The 18,098-nt window shown below is 44.6% G+C and carries 16 protein-coding genes; 5 read left to right on the forward strand and 11 right to left on the reverse strand.

Going from position 1 to position 18,098, the window contains the following annotated elements; all coding sequences use genetic code 11:
* The first annotated feature begins 160 nt into the window (after positions 1 to 160).
* Entirely contained in the window at positions 161 to 370 is a 210-nt protein-coding gene (locus ACUM5Y_RS01860; RefSeq protein ID WP_445975145.1) for a hypothetical protein, read from the forward strand.
* Between the two features lie 85 nt (positions 371 to 455).
* Positions 456 to 2,417: a DNA topoisomerase III gene (locus ACUM5Y_RS01865; RefSeq protein WP_445975146.1), complete on the forward strand. Its 1,962-nt coding sequence runs from the start codon at positions 456 to 458 to the stop codon at positions 2,415 to 2,417.
* Here ACUM5Y_RS01865 and ACUM5Y_RS01870 read toward each other — a convergent pair.
* The 4 genes from ACUM5Y_RS01870 to ACUM5Y_RS01885 form a co-directional block, all read right to left on the reverse strand.
* The gene (locus tag ACUM5Y_RS01870; RefSeq protein ID WP_445975664.1) at positions 2,414 to 3,037 is read right to left on the reverse strand and encodes a LysE family translocator; all 624 of its coding nucleotides are present in this window, start codon (positions 3,035 to 3,037) and stop codon (positions 2,414 to 2,416) included. The two genes, ACUM5Y_RS01865 and ACUM5Y_RS01870, sit on opposite strands and share 4 nt — an antisense overlap.
* 83 nt (positions 3,038 to 3,120) lie before the next feature.
* On the reverse strand, positions 3,121 to 3,891 hold the full coding sequence (locus ACUM5Y_RS01875; RefSeq protein ID WP_445975147.1) for a hypothetical protein: 771 nt from the start codon (positions 3,889 to 3,891) through the stop codon (positions 3,121 to 3,123).
* Between the two features lie 222 nt (positions 3,892 to 4,113).
* Positions 4,114 to 5,685, reverse strand: a complete 1,572-nt coding sequence (locus ACUM5Y_RS01880) for an inorganic phosphate transporter (RefSeq protein WP_445975148.1) — start codon at positions 5,683 to 5,685, stop codon at positions 4,114 to 4,116.
* Positions 5,686 to 6,030: 345 nt separating this feature from the next.
* Positions 6,031 to 7,413, reverse strand: a complete 1,383-nt coding sequence (locus ACUM5Y_RS01885) for an L-serine ammonia-lyase (protein ID WP_445975149.1) — start codon at positions 7,411 to 7,413, stop codon at positions 6,031 to 6,033.
* Positions 7,414 to 7,846: 433 nt separating this feature from the next.
* Between ACUM5Y_RS01885 and ACUM5Y_RS01890 the strand changes: the two genes are divergently transcribed.
* Both ACUM5Y_RS01890 and ACUM5Y_RS01895 read left to right on the forward strand, forming a co-directional pair.
* The gene (locus ACUM5Y_RS01890; protein ID WP_445975150.1) at positions 7,847 to 8,287 is read left to right on the forward strand and encodes a universal stress protein; all 441 of its coding nucleotides are present in this window, start codon (positions 7,847 to 7,849) and stop codon (positions 8,285 to 8,287) included.
* Between the two features lie 11 nt (positions 8,288 to 8,298).
* Positions 8,299 to 9,846: an alanine/glycine:cation symporter family protein gene (locus ACUM5Y_RS01895; RefSeq protein WP_445975151.1), complete on the forward strand. Its 1,548-nt coding sequence runs from the start codon at positions 8,299 to 8,301 to the stop codon at positions 9,844 to 9,846.
* 83 nt (positions 9,847 to 9,929) lie between these two features.
* On the opposite strand, the gene exaC is transcribed toward ACUM5Y_RS01895, so the two are convergent.
* Positions 9,930 to 11,447, reverse strand: a complete 1,518-nt coding sequence (gene exaC / locus ACUM5Y_RS01900; protein WP_445975152.1) for an acetaldehyde dehydrogenase ExaC — start codon at positions 11,445 to 11,447, stop codon at positions 9,930 to 9,932.
* 199 nt (positions 11,448 to 11,646) lie between these two features.
* Between exaC and ACUM5Y_RS01905 the strand changes: the two genes are divergently transcribed.
* Complete coding sequence (locus ACUM5Y_RS01905; protein WP_445975153.1) at positions 11,647 to 12,570, forward strand: AraC family transcriptional regulator; 924 nt, start codon at positions 11,647 to 11,649, stop codon at positions 12,568 to 12,570.
* Here the strand turns inward: ACUM5Y_RS01905 and ACUM5Y_RS01910 are convergent.
* The 6 genes from ACUM5Y_RS01910 to ACUM5Y_RS01935 form a co-directional block, all read right to left on the reverse strand.
* Complete coding sequence (locus tag ACUM5Y_RS01910; protein ID WP_445975154.1) at positions 12,567 to 13,772, reverse strand: MFS transporter; 1,206 nt, start codon at positions 13,770 to 13,772, stop codon at positions 12,567 to 12,569. The genes ACUM5Y_RS01905 and ACUM5Y_RS01910 overlap by 4 nt on opposite strands.
* A gap of 67 nt (positions 13,773 to 13,839) precedes the next feature.
* Positions 13,840 to 15,036 carry an MFS transporter gene (locus ACUM5Y_RS01915; protein ID WP_445975155.1) on the reverse strand — a complete coding sequence of 399 codons (1,197 nt, stop codon included), beginning with the start codon at positions 15,034 to 15,036 and terminating at the stop codon, positions 13,840 to 13,842.
* Between the two features lie 64 nt (positions 15,037 to 15,100).
* Positions 15,101 to 15,379, reverse strand: coding sequence for a hypothetical protein (locus ACUM5Y_RS01920; RefSeq protein WP_445975156.1), 279 nt, complete (start codon positions 15,377 to 15,379; stop codon positions 15,101 to 15,103).
* Positions 15,380 to 15,459: 80 nt separating this feature from the next.
* A complete protein-coding gene (gene folE, locus ACUM5Y_RS01925) occupies positions 15,460 to 16,143 on the reverse strand; it encodes a GTP cyclohydrolase I FolE (protein WP_445975157.1) in 684 nt (227 codons plus the stop codon).
* Between the two features lie 288 nt (positions 16,144 to 16,431).
* Positions 16,432 to 17,526, reverse strand: a complete 1,095-nt coding sequence (locus ACUM5Y_RS01930; protein ID WP_445975158.1) for an MJ1255/VC2487 family glycosyltransferase — start codon at positions 17,524 to 17,526, stop codon at positions 16,432 to 16,434.
* Positions 17,523 to 18,038: a phosphatase PAP2 family protein gene (locus ACUM5Y_RS01935; protein ID WP_445975159.1), complete on the reverse strand. Its 516-nt coding sequence runs from the start codon at positions 18,036 to 18,038 to the stop codon at positions 17,523 to 17,525. The genes ACUM5Y_RS01930 and ACUM5Y_RS01935 overlap by 4 nt, the downstream gene beginning before the upstream one ends.
* Between the last annotated feature and the right edge of the window lie 60 nt (positions 18,039 to 18,098).

The following is an 18,098-nucleotide window of genomic DNA, read 5'->3' on the forward strand; positions in this document are numbered from 1 at the left end:
GAGGGCGCATTATAGCACAGCCAAGCAGGATACGACACGCTGATAGCCTGCACGAAAGTAGGCGGTAGATATTAAAAAAAACCATCGTATTAATAGTATTTGCAAATGATACTGATTATCATTAATATTGCATTACATTCTGAGAACAAGGAATAATTCGATGGAAAGCCAGAGCTTTATAAAAGCCAGCCCTGATCAACAATTTAGCCTAGAGCCCCAGCGTAAAAAAACGGACTATTGGGGAATATTGTTTGTGAGTATTGTTTTATTTTCTTCCGCAAGCTGCTTTATTCTCGACAGCTATCATGACCATAGTGAGAAAACCACCAGCAGTTATTTAAGTACTGAGAACTTTGACCAATCAAACTAACCCTCACTCTGCGATCAGTTAACACTGGCCACATTGCTGCCTGTCCGTTACACTTAACTGTATAAATAACCAGTCAAGTGTAACCATGATTCTTTATATCGCCGAAAAGCCTAGCTTAGCCCGCGCCATTGCCGCTGCATTCCCACCTCCTCAAAAAAAAGCAGACGGTTGTATCTGGCTCGCCAATGGGGATTGCATAAGCTGGTGTATTGGTCACTTACTCGAACAAGCCGAACCTCATATTTACAACAGCGCCTATAAAAGCTGGAATTTTGATCATCTCCCCATCATCCCTGAAGAATGGCAATGGCAGGAAAAAAGCCAAACTAAAAAACAGCTTGGGGTACTGAAGAAACTCATCAAGCAAGCGACAAAACTGGTTCATGCTGGGGACCCAGACCGTGAAGGGCAGCTTCTGGTGGATGAAGTATTACACTACTGTAAAGTCCCCGCGACTAAGCTCAAATCCACAAACAGGCTTTTAGTAAATGACCTCACCCCTAGCGCCATCAAAAAATCTTTGGGGCAGCTAAAAAGTAACAGTGAGTTTTCAGCCTTATCACGATCCGCGTTGGCGCGTGCCAGAGCGGACTGGCTGTATGGCCTTAACCTGACGCGGGCTTACACCATTAAAGGCCGTCAGGCAGGTTATCAAGGGGTATTATCCATTGGGCGCGTGCAAACCCCAGTACTAGGCTTGGTGGTCAATCGAGACAAGCAAAGAGAAAACTTTGTCGCCAAAGATTTTTACCAAGTTTGGGCCCATGTCAGCACAGAGAATAGCGAAGCCTTTCAAGCTAAATGGCGGCCTAGCGAGCATTGCGCCCCTTACATGGACGAGGAAAAGCGGGTATTAAGTTTGCCATTGGCACAAAATGTCGCTAAGCGCATTAGTAACAAGCCGGCCATTGTGACCCAAGCCAGTTACCAACAAAAGAAACAAGCACCACCACTGCCCTACAATTTATCTAGCTTGCAGATCGATGCTGCGAAAGCTTTTTCAATGTCCGCACAACAAGTTCTCGACACTTGCCAAGACCTGTATGAACGACATCAAATCATTACCTACCCTCGCTCCGATTGCCGCTACCTACCCAGTGGCCAGCACCAAGACGCCAAGGCCATTTTGCAAGCCCTTGGTCGCTCTGGCGACGAGTTTCAAGGGGCTATTCAAGGGGCGGATGTTACACGTCGCAGCAAAGCCTGGAATGACAAACAAGTCAGCGCCCATCACGCGATTATCCCCACCACTCAAGCTCACAAAGCAGGTAAATTGAGCAGTACCGAGAAGAAAATTTTTCAGTTAATTACTCGTCAGTACCTGATGCAGTTTTACCCTCCCTACGAATACCTCGCTTCAGCCATAACACTGACGATTGAAGGAGGGCAATTCGAAGCCAAAGGAAACACGCCCACAATATTGGGCTGGAAAACCTTATTACCGAAAAAATCGGTCACAAAAGACAATAATGAAGAACAAGCCATGCTGCCGAAACTTAGCAAAGGTCAGCAACTGTGGTGCAGCCATGGCCAAGTCGAAGAAAAAGTGACCACACCACCCGCAGCTTTTACCGATGCAACCTTGCTGGCCGCCATGACAGGAATAAGCCGCTTTGTCAGCGACCCACAAATTAAGGCCATTCTAAAAGACAGTGATGGATTAGGCACGGAAGCCACACGGGCGAGTATTATAGAGTTGCTTTTTAAACGCGGCTTTCTGATAAGAGAAGGTAAGCAAATTCATGCCAGTAAAACAGGTAGAGGTTTTGCAGACTGCTTGCCTGAGTCTATCGTGACACCTGACATGACGGCCCAATGGGAGTCGAATCTAAACGCTATGAGTCTCAATGAGACAAGCTACGAGTCGTTTATGAGCGGTCTAGAATTAAACCTACACAATTTACTGCAAACGTCGAAAGATATCCCGATTAGTGCGTTACAAAATCTACCGCCAGCAACGAAGAAAAGTTATCGAAAGTCTGCCAGTAGAAAACGCTCAGCTGGCCCTAAAACAGCTCGTAAAAGAACCAGCAAGACTAAAAGTTAGCCAAGAGCTAACCACACGCCTACACCCATCATTAGGGAGCCAGCAATTCGGTTCATAATGCGAACATTACCACTTTTCATCAGCAAGGATTTCAAAGTTTTACCGCCCGTGGCATAAATGAGTAGGCAGCTAAATTCAAGGCTTAAGATAATGGCAATAAGCAGTGTTAACTGGCCTGCTAGTGGCTGAGAGGCATCTAAAAACGGCGGCAGTAAAGCCACAAAAAATGCCCACCCTTTTGGGTTCGCAATCGCGGTAACAAAGCCTTGGGAAACCAAGTCGTAGTAGGATACCTGAGCAGTATTTTCACTGTCTTGCTTAATGGCCATCTTGCCTTTTGACAACCACATCTGCACACCGATATAGGCAAGGTAAATACCACCAAGGTATTTAAATACAGTGAACACGTCTGGATAATTTAACAGCAAAGCCGCCACACCTAATGCCGATAGCGCAGCCACCACACCTACCCCAACAAGCTCCCCTAGCATCATCCATAAAGCGCGCTTCACACCAATGGTCATACCAAGAGTCATGGCAAGTGTCATACACATACCTGGGGTAATGGAGACAAAAAAGAAAGTTGGAATAAATGCTGACAAAAGCGCAAGGTTCACAATTGAACTCCCTGTATCAATTAGCAAAGGAAAATTTAGCGATTGGCGAGTTAATCACGAAAAAAGGGCTCGAACAAGCCTTTATTTTAAAAGCGCTTTTTCTCTGTAAAAGTGGATTCATCAATGAATTGTTCCCACTCTTCATCCAGAGCTTCCGTGTTTTTATTGGGGAGATTATCATCCACTGGCGGTGCAGTTATTTCCGCATTAATATCCGCGATGACAGCATTAAAGTCGTCAATAATGGGGACAACTTGTGGGGTATCTTTGATGGGAGCCAATTGGGAAATGGCTTCTTTATAGATTTGAATGGCATTTTCTTTCTTACCATTTAAATAAGCCTGCTTAGCTTGGAAAGCATAAAAGTCAGCACTCACTTGATATTTATACAACATCAATAAGCTTTCATAGCGCTGTACTACGTCTAAAGACAATTGTTTTTCTTTGTGAGCCAATAATATATAGCTTCTTAAGGATTCAAATAAGCGTTTCAGACCACTGATTAAGAGCTCATCATTAATTGGCTTTGGCTTACGATTGTCCTGATTCCCTTGGAATCGTTTTAACTCTTCTGCAAAGCGAGAACGCTTCTTAGCAATAGCGGTATCCGTTTTAAGGGTTTGAATTTCATCACAGACCGCCACTACACGGCTAAACAACCAAATACGCATGTCTTTGGGTTGATACTGAGAAGGGATATCGTCGATAAAACTGCGCAACAGCCTAAGCTGGTTGTCAAGACGTGTCAGCTTGCGTAATTTTTCCTGGCGCGCTTGTTCCTTAAACTGCAGCACGATGGCCAGTACGATGACGCTTCCTATCAGTAGTAAAAGAATGAATATGGCAATTTCTGTCATGAGTGAAACACGTGTCCTATTCGATCTTTAACCCTAGCCTACTGGCTTATCAAAGATCGATACATTGTCTATTAAAGGTTCTAGCTGAACTCCATCCTTAAAGTAAAAATCCCGAATATCCTGTATTCGAACGCCGACTCATGTTTTTTATATCACACCCAGACGGGCGAATACATATAAAAAAGGCCAGCTAAGCTGGCCCTTTGGGAGTCTATAGGATACTTATGATAATGAGTAACCCAACAACATATAGAAGATTGCTGCCGATAAAATACCTGACGCTGGGACAGTAATAACCCAAGCGGCCGCAATTCGTAATAAAGCAGAACGCTTCACTAGCTCTTTCTTAGTGGCTTTCTTCAGGCCTTTGCGCTCGCGCGAGCTAATAGGTGAAGAAGCTTGCTCTTGCTTTAGCTCACGAAGAATCGCACGCTTCTCTTCTACATCCGCCTGCTTAAAACGTTCCACAAAAGCTTGTGTTTGCTGTCCATCGTGGCCCGCATCCTCAGAGTGAGAAATGATCGCCGCCAATTTTTTATCGTAGGAAACTTTTAGGTATTCACGCAGGAAGCCCACACCAAATACACCACCCACAGCAATATGCGTGGAACTTACCGGTAAGCCCAATTGAGAGGCGATGATTACCGTAATCGCCGCGGCCATTGCCACACAGTAAGCGCGTGTTTTATCCAACTCGGTAATTTCACTGCCCACGGTACGAATCAGTTTCGGCCCAAACAGCGCCAAGCCAATCGCAATACCGATAGCGCCAACCAACATAACCCATAGAGGAATCGCAGCCTTGCTCGATACCGCTCCTGTTGTCAGTGCATCGGTGATCGCCGCTAGAGGCCCGATAGCATTGGCCACATCGTTGGCACCATGAGCAAAACTCAACAAGGCTGCAGACACAATTAATGGAATGGTGAACAAGTTGTTCACATCATCTTTGGTGTTGGACAAAGATGCCGCCGCTTTTTCAACAATAGGACGTACAACAAAATACGTTGTTAAAGCGATGGCAAAACCAATCAGCCCTGCTGACACTATGTCTAGGGACCAAAGCTTTTTCAAACCTTTGAGAATTAAGTAAGTAGAGAAAGCCCAAACCATCAGACTCACCAACAGAGGTACCGTTTTCTTAGCGGCTTCCAGCATGTCGCCTTTGTAGGTGACATTACGCTTAATGTAGATCAAGAAACCTGCAGCAATTAGACCACCTAATACGGGCGAAATGACCCAGCTGGCAGCAATGGCAATCATCTGATTCCAGTTGGCAATATCCCATCCGCCTGCCGCAATACCGGCGCCTAACACGCCACCCACAATTGAGTGTGTGGTTGATACCGGCGCACCTAAATAAGTTGCTAGATTTAGCCAGATCGCGCCCGCTAACAGTGCCGCCATCATCACCCAAATAAAGGTTTCAGCTTCAGCGATTGCATTTGGGTTAATGATACCTTTCTTAATAGTACCAACCACATGACCACCCGCAATAATAGCACCGGCCGCCTCAAAGACTGCAGCAATTAAGATTGCACCTGTCATGGACAAAGCTTTAGCGCCAACGGCAGGACCTACGTTATTCGCCACGTCATTCGCACCAATGTTCAGCGCCATATAAGCACCAATTGCCGAAGCCACAGCTAAAATAGAGACATTAGACACACTAATGCCAATGGTGGAAGCATAAAAACCAGACACTAGGACAAATGCTAGCGCGATTAATACACGAATAAATTCGTTACCCCCTAATAGGGTCGAATTTTGATTAGGGTTCTTTTGTTGATCCATACCGGCTCTTCTACTTAATTAAATTAATGCCAAACTCTTAATGACGAATCCGCAAGTCACTAACAAAGTGTACGTCCTAACACCCGAGATAATTTGACCATACATCTACTTTGTCATAATTCTGTAAGATATATTTCGGGCGCCATTCTACACTGGGATAAATAAGATATATACCCCTAGTTTTAAGGCACAAAAAAGGCACCTGACTTTTTATTCAAAGATCAGGTGCCCTAGTAAATGAAGCGCTCTATTGGGCTCATTTTGATTTTATAAAAACTAGTTTAATATCAGATACTTGAATACTTTATTAAGCAACCAAGAAGACATATTTCAGCGATACAATTATTAACATTCGATCACGTTTACAGCCAAACCACCTCTTGAGGTTTCCTTGTATTTATCATTCATATCTCGTCCTGTATCACGCATGGTTCTAATGACTTTATCCAAGGAGACATAGTGACTGCCATCTCCACGAATCGCCATTGAAGCTGAGTTAATAGCTTTCATGGCCGCCATGGCATTACGTTCAATACAAGGTACTTGAACCAGCCCACCAATCGGGTCGCAGGTCAGCCCCAAATTATGTTCCATACCAATTTCTGCAGCGTTTTCAATTTGTTCCGGTGTGCCTCCTGTAGCAGCTGCAAGACCTGCCGCAGCCATCGCACAGGCGGAGCCCACTTCTCCTTGGCAGCCTACTTCTGCTCCCGAAATGGAGGCATTCTCTTTAAACAATAAGCCAATCGCAGATGCAGTTAGAAAGAAATCAATGATCCCTTGTTCATCCGAGCGCGGACAAAAATCCCAATAATAGTGCAACACAGAAGGAATAATGCCAGCCGCTCCATTTGTGGGGGCAGTCACTACTCGACCTCCTGCAGCATTTTCTTCGTTAACGGCCAATGCGTATAAATTCACCCAGTCCATAGCACCCAACGAAGGGGTAATCATATCCATGCGAGTTTTCTTTGTTAAATCACGATATAGGCTAGGAGCACGACGCTTTACCTTTAGACCACCAGGAAGGATGCCTTCGCGAGCTATGCCATTTTTGACACACTCTTTCATCACCGACCAAATAGCGAGAATGCCATCTTTAATGTCTTGCTCTGATCGCCAGCACTTTTCATTTTCTAGCATGATTTCGGCAATCGTCATGTCATGCTCATGACACAGGCCTATTAATGTATCGGCATTATGAAAGTCATAAGGTAGAACTCTATTATCTTCTACTAATTCGATCTCACCCTGAGCATTTTCTTGGAGAATAAAGCCGCCACCGACTGAATAGAAAGTTGCTTTTTTTACTTCCTGCCCATGAGCATCATAGGCAATAAAGGTCATGCCATTTGCATGAAAATCTAATCGGTCAATACGGTGATAAATCAAATCTGCTTGGCTATCAAAAGTGATGGCATGCTCCTGTAGCAAATGGATACGAGAATTGTCTGTAATCTGAACGACTCTATCCTCCACCGTATTCGGGTCAATTTTGTCTGGGTATTCCCCTTCAAGTCCCATCAACACAGCTTTACCCGTGCCATGACCTTTACCTGTCGCCCCTAACGAACCATACAAGTCTGTCTTTACTCTTGAAACTGACTCAAGCAGTTTGTCTGTCTTTAATTGCTGAGCAAATTCATTCGCTGCCACCATTGGGCCTACGGTATGTGAACTAGAAGGCCCAATACCGACTTTGAAAAGATCAAACAAACTAATGGCCATTTCGACTCCTTTCTATTTAACAGGGATGATTTTTGACAAACAGAGCAGTTTCCATACTAGGACAAATATTTCCAATTGGAAACAAAAATACCATACGAAAAAAACTTGAACAGTATTATATCGGCAGAAAATTCTGCCCAATCGTAAAAATAAAGCGCTCTTTTACTTTGAGTTACAAAAAAAACAGTCATAAACACCTAAACAGGTTAAAAAATTAACATATATCTCTAATTTCCCTGGGGAATTGTGGGATTTTTTATTTTAGATATGCCACTCTATGGTGCAGTGCACAATTCATCATAATTGTGCACACCAATTTGCAAGCTTATTTCCGCATTGAAAATCTATTTTGGAATAAGAATTGCTTAAGCCTAGTCTGAGAGGCTAACGATTATTGTTAGCCTTTATAAGAATTACTAAAGAGGACTTTTTTATGTCAGCAACAATCATAGTAGGCGTAGATGGCAGTGAAGCGAGCAGTCGCGCACTTTCATACGCGAAGCGTCTCGCGAGCCTTATCGGTGAAGAATGTACACTAGAACTTGTATGTGTCGTCGAGTGGTCACCTTATACATTCCAAACCACTGAAGAAAATGCACTGCGTAAAAAACATCGTCAGGAAGAAATCGCGAAGGCTAAAGAGCGTGTGATAGAGCCTGCTCTTAAAGTATTGACAGAAGATGGCATTAAAGCGGAAGGCCGAGTACTACACGGTAAAGTGGCCCATTCCCTAAACACAGTTGCTGTTGAAAAGAATGCAGATCAAATCGTCGTGGCTCGTTCATCTGAACATGGACTAAGTGCACGAGTATTTGGCAGCGTAACCGCAAACTTGGTTATGAGCGCTAGCGTGCCTGTTACTGTTGTGAGCTAAGGATGACTATTATGAAAAAATTTATGACCCCATTTAATGCTCTGTTCGCTTTTTTTGCTTTAGCATTGAGCACTTCAGCTAAAGCAGAAGGTATCGATGCCGCAGTTAACGAAGCCTTTGGTTTTGCGACAGGTTGGTTTGTTAACCTTATTTTTGCACCAATCCCAGGCACTAGCTTCCCTTGGATCGTGTTGTGGTTGGTTGTCGGTGCAAGTGTTTTCACTCTGTACTTCGGCTTCGTACAATTCCGTAACATTGGTCACTCTATTGCCCTTGTTAAAGGTGATTACTCAAACCCTAACGATGCGGGTGAAGTAAGTCACTTCCAAGCCTTAGCCACTGCCCTATCTGGTACAGTTGGTCTTGGTAACATCGCAGGTGTAGCGGTTGCTGTGTCTATTGGTGGTGCCGGTGCAACATTCTGGATGATTCTAGCAGGTCTGCTGGGTATGGCCTCTAAATTTACCGAGTGTACCTTGGGTGTAAAATATCGAAATGAATACAAAGACGGCAGTGTATCTGGTGGTCCAATGTATTACATCTCGAAAGGCTTTGCAGAACGCGGTATCCCTGGCGGTAAAATTCTTGCTGGCTTGTTCGCTGTATTTTGTATCTTGGGTGCTTTTGGTGGCGGAAACATGTTCCAAGCTAACCAAGCCCACGCTCAAATTAGCCAGTTAACAGGCGACTACCCAGGTTGGATTACCGGTATCATCTTTGCGACTCTTGTATTTGCTGTAATTGTTGGTGGTATTAAGTCTATCGCTCGCGTTACCGATAAGATTGTACCGATAATGGGCCTTCTATATGTTGGTGCAGCACTTATTATCCTGATTTTAAATGCGGATAAGATTGGTTGGGCTTTCGGCCAGATCTTTGAAGGTGCATTCACAGGTCTAGGGGTTGCCGGTGGTATTGTTGGTGCCTTGATTCAAGGTTTCAAACGTGCGGCATTCTCTAACGAAGCCGGTGTTGGTTCTGCAGCGATCGCTCACTCAGCGGTACAAACCAATGAGCCAATCACAGAAGGTTTTGTTTCTCTACTAGAGCCTTTCATTGATACCGTTGTTATTTGTACTATGACAGCTTTGGTTATCATCATTACACAGCAACTTGTTATCGACCCTACAACTGGCATGTATGTGCTAACTGAAGGTGGCCGTATCATGACAGCTGACGGTTCTTCTGGTGTTGCTTTAACCTCTGCGGCGTTTGGGTCTAACATTAGCTGGTTCCCATACATTCTTGCTATCGCGGTTGTATTGTTCGCTTTCTCTACCATGATCAGCTGGTCATACTACGGTTTGAAAGCTTGGACTTACCTATTCGGTGAAGGTAAAAATGCTGAACTTACGTTTAAAGTTATTTTCTGCCTATTCATCATTGTCGGTGCAGCAGCAAGCTTAGGCCCAGTTATTGACTTCTCTGATGCCGCGATCTTCGCTATGGCAGTTGCCAACATCATCGGTCTTTACTTCCTAATGCCGATCGTGAAGCAAGAGCTAAACTCTTACATGTCACGTCTTAAATCTGGTGAAATCAAGAAATACAAAGATTAATCCAGTTAGCAATTCTTGAAATAAAAAAGGCCAAAAGACAAATTGTCTTTTGGCCTTTTTAGTCTTTTCTACCCAACTAGGAACTAGAAGAAACCCAGAGGGTTAATATCATAGCTCACCAGCATGTTCTTGGTTTGCTGATAATGGGACAGCGCCAGCTTATGGGTCTCTCGACCCACACCAGATTTCTTGTAGCCACCAAATGCAGAGTGAGCAGGATATTGGTGGTAACAATTCATCCACACTCGACCCGCTTCCAAATTACGCCCCATTCGATAAGCTAAATTCGTATCTCTCGTCCAAACCCCAGCTCCCAAGCCAAATTCACTATCGTTGGCAATAGCAAGCGCTTCCGCTTCATCTTTAAAGGTAGTAATACTAATAACGGGACCAAAAATTTCTTCTTGGAAGACGCGCATGTCATTCGTACCTTTAAACATGGTTGGCTGGACATAGAAGCCCTCGTTAAGGTTATTAACCGCTTGAGTAGCACCACCAATGAGCAATTCCGCCCCTTCTTCTTTACCAATATCGATGTAACTTAGAATCTTATCAAACTGCTGTTTAGAGGCTTGTGCACCCACTTGGGTCTCAGTGTCTAAAGGGTCCCCCTGTTTGATGCTTTTAGTACGCTCAATGGCCAGTGCAATAAACTCCTCATACATGGACTCTTGAATCAAAACCCGCGATGGACAGGTACAGACTTCTCCCTGATTAAAGAAGGCCAGCACCATTCCCTCAACACATTTATCGATGAAGGCCTGCTCTTGTTGCATCACATCAGCAAAGTAGATATTTGGCGACTTGCCGCCTAGTTCAACGGTAGAAGGGATAATATTCTCAGCCGCACATTTTAGAATATGTGAGCCGACTGGAGTGGAGCCTGTGAAGGCAATTTTCGCAATTCGCTTACTGGTCGCCAGCGCTTCACCGGCTTCTTTACCAAAGCCATTAACAATATTCAGCACACCGGCAGGCAGCAGGTCGGCAATAATTTTCACCACTTCGAGAATAGACGCTGGGGTTTGTTCAGCAGGTTTTAGAACCACACAGTTCCCCGCGGCAAGGGCTGGTGCAAGTTTCCAAGCCGCCATGAGAATTGGGAAGTTCCAAGGGATGATTTGACCAACAACCCCTAGAGGTTCATGGAAATGATAGGCTACTGTGTGCTCGTCTAGCTCTGCAGCACTGCCCTCTTGGGAGCGTAAGCAACCCGCAAAATAACGAAAGTGATCAACCGCTAAAGGAATGTCGGCGTTTAGGGTTTCTCGCACGGCTTTACCATTATCCCATGTTTCCGCTACAGCTAAAGCTTCTAAATGCTGTTCAATACGATCTGCAATTTTCAGCAGAATCAAAGAACGTGCCGCCACAGAAGTTTTTCCCCAAGCCGCCCGGGCCTTATGGGCGGCATCCAGTGCGAGATTAATATCTTCTTCTGTGGAACGAGGAATACGACAGAAAACTTGTCCATCGACTGGGCTAATATTATCAAAGTACTGGCCTTTTACTGGCGCCACCCATTCCCCACCAATGAAGTTCCCGTACTCAGATTGAAACGTAATGACACTTCCTTCGCTACCTGGTTTGGCATAAATCATAATAAATCTCCTATTGTTATTTTTTTCGACTTGTCTTGACCTCTTTAACTGTAAATTAAGCCCCTAAGAAAACTTGTCTGTGAGTCTTTATCATTTGTCTATGGATCCATTTTTGTTGACGAACTCGACAACAAGCGTAATGATGAGCTCCTAGCAAAAAATATCGCGCCAATAAAATAAAGATAAAAGAGGTGTGCTAATGAGTGTTCAATATTCCAGTCATCATCTGTTGCACGGCAAACGAAAAGCGCCGACACAGTTGGTGGAAAATCGTATTAGTTTTGCAGGCCCTCACTCGGAGCTGAGTATTTACGATACCTATGAGACGGCAGAGAAGGTTAGCTTGAAATCAGAGGGGCTACTCTATTGCGGCATGGTCACAGGTGCCAAGGTCATGCACACCCAACACAGGGATAATATCCCTTTCATGCCCCATGAATCCTTTATTTTATCTCCCAATGAAGAAGTCTTCATTGACTTCCCGGAAGCAAGAATTGATAAACCAACCACTTGCCTCACCATAGAAATATCCGAAGAAAGAGTCGCACAGCTGTGCGATCGCATGAATGATGTGCTGAACACTTCTCCCTTATCAAGCCAGATAACGGTCAACCCCTACCAGCCCCTGCATACACTTCACAACCAAGCCACCCAGCAGGTGCTAAATCGCTTAACCAGTGAGTATGTACAAAATGACCCAGACAGAGATCTATTAGTGGATTTGGGCGTAAGTGAGCTGATTACTAGAATTTTACGACACCATGGTCGTGAAGCCTTATTGTGTTTTACCCAAGCAGCACCAGATGCCAATGGCTTAACCTGTGTTTTACACTGGATTGAGCAGCACCTTGCCTTACCACTAAATATTGATGAGCTTAGCAAGATGGCCTGCATGAGCCGCAGTCGTTTCTACCAAGAATTTAAGCGTCAGCTTGGTTGCACACCGATGGAATACCAGCACCAGCGCAGGATGAGCCGTGCTTACCAGCGCCTACAGGAAAAGTGCTCAGTTACTGAAGTCAGTTTTGAATTAGGCTATCAGAGTTTAAGCCACTTCAGTCGTCGTTTTCACCAGCATTTTGGTGTCTCTCCCCGTCAGTTTTGCCAAACAAAATTCAACTAAGATGGGGAAAGCAAACGTTTACGACACAACTGAAAAACACTGATGATAAACACCAAGCCAAGTGCTAGAAAAATAAAGGGCACATGAATCCCTACTTGATATAAAGCCGCTAGGGTCACAGGGCCTAATGCGGCACCTAAGCCTTGCATGGAAGCGTTAACACTGGCTAAACGACTTTGCTGATCGTCTTTTACCAATAGAGTTTGGGCGGTGAGGATACCAGGAAACAAGAAACCAAAACCTGCACCAAATAGCCCCATGGCCACCAGAATGCCAGTATAAGAGTTTAAAAATAAAAAAGTGAGTTGTGCGGTTAATCCTAAACTCACCCCAGTTGTAATCAAGAACACCACACCAAACTGGAATCTAGGCACCAAAATCATCTGCACAAAAATGCTTAAGCAAGACATCATCATCATAGCCACACCTACCTGTTTCGTTGTCTCAGATACGTCTAGATGAAATCTGTCTTGAATCAAAAAGCCCATAATTTGCTGTACCCCCGTGACCGACAAAATTGCTAATACGGACATGAGGAGAAACGGCATAACCGGTTGCGTCAGCCAATTGATCCTAGGAGGTTTGCTAAATTGGCGCACATCTTGGTTATCTTGCACGAAAAACACCACCAGCAGACACACCACAGCCGCCACAAAACCAATACTGTAAAAAGGTGCGGTCAAGCCAAAATTACTTAATAACGAAGCACATGCAGGGCCTAGGATCATACCTATGCTAAAAGATGCGCCAATTTTTGCGATGGTACCGCTACGGCGCGACACATCACTGTGGGCCACCAAGTAGGCTTGGATAGAAGGTAAGACGCCAGCAATCCCCAAGGCGAAAATCACCCGTAAGGCAAACACCCAATAATAGGCATGGCCTGCTGAAATATTCTGCGCCAGAGTCTCTTCCAGCACCACGCCCGTTAACACTATGGTTACCGCATAGCAGGCAATGCCAATGATGACAGAGCGGACTCGCCCTAGGCGAATAATAATCCCGCCCCACATAAAGGCCGCTACCACAAAGGCTGCCGCCCCGACCGTAATCAGCGTACTAATGCGAACATCCGTAAGGCCGATTTCACGGCCTATTGGTGGTAGCGAAGCAAAAATAAACGACTGCCCTATGCCCAGCACAACTAGACACAGCAGCAATAAATTCTGAGAGATTATTTCAATATACTTTGGTGGGATCACCTTTCACATCATCCTTAATAAAAATTTCGCCGAACTCGCAGGCTTACAAATCGGTATTTTTGTCTATCTATAGGGGTAAAGAAGCCACTTGCCCCTTGGCAACAGAGTGACGAATTCTATGGAAAACACAGGCAATGATTATTGCATAGATAACAAAGCTTAGGCTCAAATAATTCATGCCAAAATGCTCAGCGATAATGCCACTGGCAAAAGGCAATGTCATGGCTCCCAAGACAGCACTGCTCATCTGCATACCTATGGCGTGGGGTGCATGGGTTTTACCGACACGATTGGCGGTTTGCGAAATCATACAAGGAAAAATCGGTGCCGCACAAAAGCCGATAAGCACTAGACCAATAAAACTAAACATGGGAGATTGCTCCAGACTAAAGGACACAGTACCTGCCACAATGCCTAACAAACAAAGACCTAACAATCGATCCACATCAAAACGCTCAACCAATACTCCAAATAGAATGCGCCCAAAAGCCAATGCGGCCCAAAACAAGGCAACCCAAGTGCCCGCGGCCGCTAAGCTTATTCCACGAGTTTCCGTCATTACAGTAAAGGCCCATTGGCCTACTCCAAACTCAAGTCCGGTATAGAAGAAAAAGAACAACATCTGTAAACGCACGGTCGGATGTTTCAGCAGGCGCCATTGAGAACCCTTTTCCTCAGCAGGAGTTGTTTCTACAGGCTCATGGGAAGGATTCTTACGCCAAATATTTCTCGATAATACAAACACCAGTGCCATGATAAAGATCAAACTGCCAATCAGAGCATAGCCCCAACGCCATTGCTGATCACTGTGCACAAGCACCCAGGTGACCATCACTGGGCCCAGGGTGGCACCGACACCAAAGGCGGCGTGTAGCCAGTTCATATGCTTAGCCGAGAAATTTTCAGCTGCATAAGCATTAAGCCCAGCGTCTATGCCGCCAGACCCTAATCCTATTAAGGTTGCAAAAAGGCAGAAAATATAAAATTGCTGGCTGATAGCAAAACCGAATAAACCAACACTAACCAGTAAACTGCTTAGAATCAGCAACCAAGCAATTCCCCAGCGCTCTAGTAACTGACCAACACAAAAACTCGATAATAAATAACCGACACTGCCAGCCGCGATGACAAAGCCTAACCAACCAATCGGGACAAATAAACTTTGGCGTACAAAAGGCCAGTTCACCCCATGAGCCGCATCGGGTAAACCAAGGCTAATGAAGCCAAGATAAGCAATAAGGAGGAGTAATTTGGACGTTTTCAACCTGTATTCCCTGACGTTTTTAGGTCATTTAATAGCAGGTAGAAGATAAAGAAAATCTTTAGTTTTACTTAAATAGCTTAATTCTTTTGCGTTTGATACGTTTCCAGCGCCAGCTCGGGGCATCACCTTTGACAACATAAAGGAAAATTAAGCATAGGGTTAAAATGGTCACCACAATCGCCCAATTCAATAATTCTACTTTTGGATCAATGAGGTAACTGGTTAAAGCCACCGCAACAAGATAAATAAACTGACTCAGCCAACCTTGCCAAGCATGAGGCTTACCCCACCCCCAGCCGTTTTCTTTTGCTGGAAACCAAGTATTTTTCTTATTCTCACTCATATGCTTCTCCAGCTGTTAGAGCAGGGTATTTCTAGACACAAAAAAGCCTGCAAATGACTCTTTGAAACCAAGCTTCAAGGCTACTTTGCTAAAAACTCACTACGAGTTTTATCACTGCGCTTAAACAAGCCACCCAAGGCCGTGGTTTGAGTGGAAGAACTTGCGTCCATTACCCCACGCGCTTTCACGCAATAATGCACAGCGTTAATGCTGACCGCCACATTGTCTGTTTCCAACAAAGCTTGCAGCGTGACGAGGATCTGCTGCGTTAAGCGCTCTTGCACTTGAGGACGCTGAGCAAAGAAACGTACGATACGGTTAATTTTCGATAAACCAATAATTTTGTTCTTAGGTAAATAAGCCACTTTAGCCAAACCGTCGATGGTGACAAAGTGATGCTCACAAGTGCTGGTAAAGCTAATATCACTCACCTTCACCATTTCATCCACGCGCATCTTGTTATCTATCACGGTGATTTTAGGGAATTGGCTGTAATCTAGCCCTGAAAAGATTTCTTTTACGTACATTTTGGCAATACGGTGAGGCGTTTCAGCTAGGCTATCGTCGTTTAAATCCAGACCAAGTGTACTGACCACATCTTCAAAAGCACTCTTAATACGTTGGTATTTTTCTTCGCTGCTAAGGCCATTATCAATCATTGGGGTTTCAAGACCACTGTCGATTAATGCCTGGCGCACTTGTAAGGCTTCTGCAGAGTAAAGGGATGTATCAATTTGACTCTGTTTTAAAATGGCTGTTTTCATTACCTTGTCCTAGACCTCATAACCTACCTACTGTGCCGCATTACGTTACGCCAGAGCAGTGAAAAACTGACTCGCGTCAGTATTAAAAGGCTATTCTACCGCTAATGTGACCGAGGTTCACCCAGCACAGGGCAAAGAACAATGTTTTTCAGCTTTTTTTCTTTATTTCGCACAAAGACACGCCCTTGAGCCATCAAAAGCTTTCATTGAGAAAGAGAGTTTAAGCCAGGGGACAGAGAGGTTTGGGGAAAGCGCTTGAGATTAAGCACTCCCCCAAGTGATAAGCTATTAAGCGGGTACTGAATATTTTGTTTTGCTGGTGCTTTTCGACGCAGGATAACGAAAGTCCACCGAGTGATTTGTTCGCGTACGCGCCCATAAGCCTTCACACAATGACTCGATACTAGTACGCTCTTTAGACACCAACCAAGCCACCACAGCCTTTGCTACATTAGGATAAGACACTTGAACAGACTGACTGCTTTCCAACCATTCCATTATGCGTTCAGAGCTTAAGTCCTCACAGGTTTGAGCAAGCTTAAGTTTTTCCAGCGCTAACGCATTCGAGTGTTGCTCTATCTGCTTCTTCAATGGCTTCACTAAAATTTTACGACCCAGCTGTAAGGCTTCCGAGTTTAGTTCAAAGCCCGCGTTGCATAATACAGATTCACATTCACCAAGGTTCTTTTGGAAGGATTTGCGAGCAAAAGCAAACACTTCAATATGACCGTATACGCCTGGCTCAATATCCTTACAGTGCATGCGAAACTGGTAATCAGGAATCGCCTCTAACCACTCAAACACGGCTTCACTGTTTTCAAAGGGTAAATAGACCAACACATTACGACTCGTGGGCGTATTACCGTTTTCGTTAACATGTACCAATGGCGGTAAAATAGGTTTATTAAAATGATGCCAGTGGGCACCCAGTTGCGTACTAACCGGTGCAAAGTTTCGCATAATCCATTGAGCAACCCAGTTCCCTTTAAAGCGTGGAATATCATGATGAAAGGCATATTGATGGCCAAAACCTATGCAGGTTACTCCCTGCTGCTTCGCCGCCCATGCGACCACAGGCTCAAAGTCGGTGATAACCAAATCATACTGGCGAGTGTCTAAGGCTTTGCAATCTTTATAAAGCTGAAAAAGATGCGCATGGCGATAAGTTGCAAGCAAATCCAGTTGACCATTGCGGGCCACAAAACTTAAACCTTCAAAGGTTCGGTAGTTGCCAAACACTTCCATGTCAAAATAGTCTTCTGGGTCACGACCACTGAAAACATAGTCCACTTCTACCCCTGCCAAGTTTAGTTCTTCCGCCATCGCTCGAGCACGTGTTATATGGCCATTACCGGTCCCCTGTACGCCATACAATATTTTCATACTAGGACTCCGATCATGAAAATCGCACAACTGGTGCCTAAAATAGCACCTACAACAGTATCGGTTGGAAAATGCACGCCTAGAAAGATTCTTGATAGACCCACATTCATGGCCCAGAAGTACAGCATCATGTTCAAACTTGGGAACCACTCACTCAAGCAGTAAGCAACGAAAAACGCTCCAGAGGTATGGCCTGAAGGAAATGAGAACTGATCGGATGGAATGATGAAACTGCTAAAGTCATCCAGGGCATCTGCTGGGCGGTTACGCTTAAAGCCTTTTTTGAGGACAAAATACAAACATCGCTCTAAAGTAAAACCACAGGCCAGAACCAATGCGAGGGTCTCATAGCCTGCCCACCACAAGAGTAAGCCTGCCATCACATACAAAGGGCCATCAGCACTAAAAGAAACCGCTTTACCCAACTTGGTAAGTGTTGCTCTGTGTTTGCGAGCCATACACCAATAAAAGGTTTGTACATCAAATGCGTGAATATTTTGAAGTATGTTCATAGATACCCCCAGTTCATTTATCTTATCTCTAAAATAAAACCTCAGGGTGTCAGTTTGGCG

Source organism: Marinomonas dokdonensis, from assembly GCF_052747885.1.